The sequence below is a fragment of the Tardiphaga sp. genome (assembly GCF_044340795.1).
Taxonomy (GTDB): Bacteria; Pseudomonadota; Alphaproteobacteria; order Rhizobiales; family Xanthobacteraceae; genus Tardiphaga.
This window is the reverse complement of sequence record NZ_JBIISY010000420.1, coordinates 1-2,980: the sequence shown is the minus strand read 5'-3', so window position 1 is coordinate 2,980 and position 2,980 is coordinate 1. Positions and strand designations below refer to the sequence as shown.

The window sequence follows — 2,980 nt, the reverse complement described above, 5'->3', positions numbered from 1 at the left end:
CTAACGATACCACAGGGCTTCCCCTCTACTTCTACCCTCTTGATACAGTCGAGCCCCAGCCACTCGTCCAGCAGCGCGCCGAAGTCCACCGCGTCTGCCGGGAAGATCAGGGCCTTCAAGACGATCGGCTTCCATTCGAAAATGCCGTGGTCGTCGCACTGCATCCATAGCGGCGTCCAGCCAGCTTTGGCCGTCATCGACATGGACATGTAGGCCTCGTCGGAGGTAAGGCCGGGATGGATACTTCTAATGCGGGCCATTTAGTCCTCGTCCGTGGTTGCCCACGCTTCCATGATCTCTTTGAATTGGCTCCAGTTACGAACTTCCTTGGAGACCGCTTTGATGCGCTCGACGTCGGCACCGCCAACCACGATCGCGGCCTCCATCAGTTGCATGCACTGCCATTCGTTCATGTAAGACAGGCGCTTTCGCAGGATGCCCCGCACATAGTAGAGCTCGCGCATGTACGGGCGGCTCTCGGAGGCTTTCAACACGCCGCAGATTGATCCGATTTTGCTGAAGGCTTCGCAGGCGCTGTCGTAGCTGTATGTCTGATCGGGCTCGCGCTTCAGATAGGTGATTGCGCTTTCCTGCATCGCCCGAATGGTCAGGTCGACGCCATACCGAGAGATCACCTTACGCAGGCTGTCTCGGCCAGCTGGCGTGAGCGAGGTACGACCCTCGACCAAAGTCGCCCATCTCTCCTCCAGGCGCACCACCACATCGCTATCAAGCTGCGCGAGCTGCTCGCGCCACTCGATCATCATTTCAATCTGCTCGCGGCGCGCTTGCAGCTCTGCAAGTTGATCGACCTGCTTCGTGATCACCGATTGATCGGACAGAGACCGGCCGCCCTTGCCGGAATTGCAGTCGAAGCACGCAGTAATCAGATTCAGGATGTCAGAGGTGCCACCAGCCACCACGGGGTTGATGTGGTCGCAGTTGAGGATGACGTCAGGCGCTTTCTTGCCGCAATATTGGCAGGTAAAGCTATCCCGCTTGAAGACCTCGAAGCGTATTTTCTTTGATATTGGTTCGCGCGCCATAGTTTCCCCCTGCCGTTTCCAGCAGATTAGAGCATTCCGAGTGCCGACAAATACGTCTCAAGGATGGTTTCGCGCTCCGCCCTCTCATTTGCGTCCTGCTTACGCATGCGGATAATCTCGCGCAGGGCCTTCACGTCGTAGCCGTTGCCCTTGGCCTCGCCGTAGACGTCCTTGATGTCGTCCGAGATCGTCTTCTTCTCGGTTTCCAAGCGCTCGATACGCTCCACGATCGCCTTCAGCTGGTCTTTGGCGAAGCTGTGGGTGGTCTGGTCGTCGAGAACGGACGCCGCCGAGTTGTGACCGATTGATGCGCTCACTGCGCTTCTCCTGCCGCTTGAGATTGGATTTCCGACGGGTGGACGGACGAGATCGCGTCGCTGCCATCACGCATGAAATAGACGCCGGAGGCGCTGGTGTACGGGCTGTAGACCCGGGTCACGGTCTCGCCAGCCACGACTATGCGATCCCCACAGCCCGGCGGATCGGCGATGCGACGGACAGTCGACATGGCCATGAACTCGCCGAATGGCTTGTAGCTATCGAAAGCGCCGGTGAAGTCGCGATAGGCCCGCGAACGGGCTTTGCCCGGCGACCGCGCCGAATACTTCACCGGCGGGAATCCGACTACCGATACTTCATAGGTGCGAACGGGCTTGTCCTTCGGCTTGGGCAGCGCGTGCAGGAGGTCAGCGATGCGATGGCACGTCTGCGCATTCGCCACGTTTGACCAGAACGCAGAGTCCTCGCCACCGGTGGGGCGATTGTCGAAATAGCGAGCGGCCTCTCGCAAGAATTTCACCGCGTCGTCGGTCTTGATCGGGGTCACGGCTCAGCCCTCCCCGCAGCGGATACGCGATGCCACTCGCTTTCGTGTTCTTGTTCTGTTTCATGTGAAACATCGGGCCCGGGCCGCGAACTAACAAACGGCACGATCTCTGCAATGACGTGTAGTTCGCCATTGACCATGCGGCCGATAACCTGACGCTGCTTCTTCGCTGCCTGAGTCATGACGCCTCTGCAAATGCAGTGGTCGGACGATCAGCTTTTGACACTTCAGCAAGCGGATCCGCCTCGGTGTAGTGGAAGAGACGCAGATTCAGTGCGATCGCAGTCGCGACCTCGGCGTTGGCGCCCTTGCTATTGACCCAGCCGGGCAGCATCACGACGCCGTCGGCGTGCAGGCAGACGAATTCGAGATCGTCCTTCAGCGCCTCGCGCAGATTGAACTTGTGGTCGGCCTCGGCCTGCTCATTGCTGCCCGTCGGATTGTTGGCCGAGATATCGACGCCGGTGACCGCGATATCGCGCTCGGCCGGATTGAACACCTGGTGTCCCGCGGCGCGCAGCCGAGCGGTCGCGGCGTGGAACAGCGGAAAGTTGAAATGCGGGATTCCGCGCATCGGTCCTGCGACGTAGAGTTTCACGATATCACCTCCATGCGGGTCTTGAGGCCGACCTTCTCGGAGGTGGCGTTGAATTTCGCGACGATCGCGGCGTTCAGATCGATGTCGTAATGAGCGGCGATGGCACGGGTGACACGCTCAACGGACTCGCAGTGCACCTCGGCGATGCGTCCGCGGTCATACAGAACGTTCTCGCAAAGCCGACCGACCTCGCGCGCAAGCGACGAGCCCCACTCCGCCCCGTTCTTGAGGCCGACGGGCATGCCGCTATCCACTTCCATCGGGCGGCCGACGCCCATGGCGATTAGGTCCGCGCAGATGACGACATCCGCCAGTTCCTCGGCGAGTTGCTCCACGGTCGCACGGGAGCCGCGGATGCCGAGGCGCTCGCGCTCCAGTTTCTTGATGATGTTACAGGCCTCGCCCATCTCGCCGGCCAGTTCGTTGGCTCGGTAAGTGACCGTGATCTGGTTGCCGGAATCCCATTCGGCCTGGCGGCCGCATTTGCGATCCTGAGAGCGATCATTCTGC

The 2,980-nt window shown here is 60.3% G+C and carries 5 protein-coding genes and 1 pseudogene; all 6 read right to left on the bottom strand.

Annotation, left to right across the window (positions count from 1 at the left end; genetic code table 11):
• Window positions 1-209: pseudogene (locus ACIQ17_RS32575) on the bottom strand (hypothetical protein); the annotation flags it as partial.
• A gap of 51 nt (window positions 210-260) precedes the next feature.
• The gene (locus ACIQ17_RS32570; protein ID WP_398473697.1) at window positions 261-1,046 is read right to left on the bottom strand and encodes an HNH endonuclease; all 786 of its coding nucleotides are present in this window, start codon (window positions 1,044-1,046) and stop codon (window positions 261-263) included.
• 26 nt (window positions 1,047-1,072) lie between these two features.
• Window positions 1,073-1,351 carry a DUF2312 domain-containing protein gene (locus ACIQ17_RS32565; RefSeq protein ID WP_398473698.1) on the bottom strand — a complete coding sequence of 93 codons (279 nt, stop codon included), beginning with the start codon at window positions 1,349-1,351 and terminating at the stop codon, window positions 1,073-1,075.
• A gap of 8 nt (window positions 1,352-1,359) precedes the next feature.
• Entirely contained in the window at window positions 1,360-1,872 is a 513-nt protein-coding gene (locus ACIQ17_RS32560) for a hypothetical protein (protein ID WP_398473696.1), read from the bottom strand.
• A gap of 178 nt (window positions 1,873-2,050) precedes the next feature.
• Window positions 2,051-2,470, bottom strand: coding sequence for a DUF4406 domain-containing protein (locus tag ACIQ17_RS32555; protein ID WP_398473695.1), 420 nt, complete (start codon window positions 2,468-2,470; stop codon window positions 2,051-2,053).
• Window positions 2,467-2,980, bottom strand: a 514-nt coding sequence (locus ACIQ17_RS32550) for a MazG-like family protein (RefSeq protein ID WP_398473694.1), incomplete at its 5' end; no start/stop codon positions are given. The genes ACIQ17_RS32555 and ACIQ17_RS32550, both read right to left, overlap by 4 nt.